Origin of the sequence: Hyphomonas sp. UBA3601, assembly GCF_002375605.1 — a bacterium.
In the GTDB taxonomy this organism is placed as follows: Bacteria; Pseudomonadota; Alphaproteobacteria; order Caulobacterales; family Hyphomonadaceae; genus Hyphomonas.
On record NZ_DFME01000034.1, the window covers coordinates 35,589 to 36,274 of the forward strand.

The following is a 686-nucleotide window of genomic DNA, read 5'->3' on the forward strand; positions in this document are numbered from 1 at the left end:
GGCGGCGGCCTGCTCCACAAGCGCGCACTGGTCCTTGAGCCTGCGCGGATCATTTCCGGATTGCTCGACAATGTTCGGGTCCGGACCGGGACGGTCGAGATTTCGCTACAGGATCGCTTGGTGAATGCCGAGGTGTTCGACATCATTGTCCTCGCCACCGCCATGGAGACGAACCGGCAACTTGGCTGGGTCGGGCTGGAAGGCCGATTGGGTCAGGTCGAGAGCGTCGCGGACGCCACACCCGTTCAAGCAGAGGCAATGGCGAGCGGGCACTACGCACTGGCATTGGAAGATCAGAGGCTCTGGGGCGCTACCTTTGAAAAAATCGAAGATGGTGTACCGGCTGCAACGTCCGCCGCTGCCCGCGCCACCAATGCCGACGCATTGCGACAATTGTCTCCATGGTGGCAACGAAGCGCAACGTCGCTGCCCGTTCAGTCTCGTGCTGCCATTCGTGCGACCACCGCTGATCGATTACCCCTGGTCGGTGCCGTGCCCGATTACTCTGCAGCGCTGGAGACATTTTCCGGCATGCGAAAAGGGCGCCCTGTCGATGCGGACGCCCCCGTGTTGCCGGGCATATTCATGGTGAACGGTTTTGGCGCGCGCGGCTTTACCTGGGGCCCCTGGGCCGGCCGGGTGCTGGCGGCCATGTGCCTTGGCGGGCCCTCCCCCGCCGAAGTGGC

The 686-nt window shown here is 63.8% G+C and carries 1 protein-coding gene; it reads left to right on the plus strand.

Going from position 1 to position 686, the window contains the following annotated elements; all coding sequences use genetic code 11:
• On the plus strand, positions 1–686 hold a 686-nt coding region (locus B4F73_RS03955; protein WP_290482555.1), incomplete at both ends, for an FAD-dependent oxidoreductase.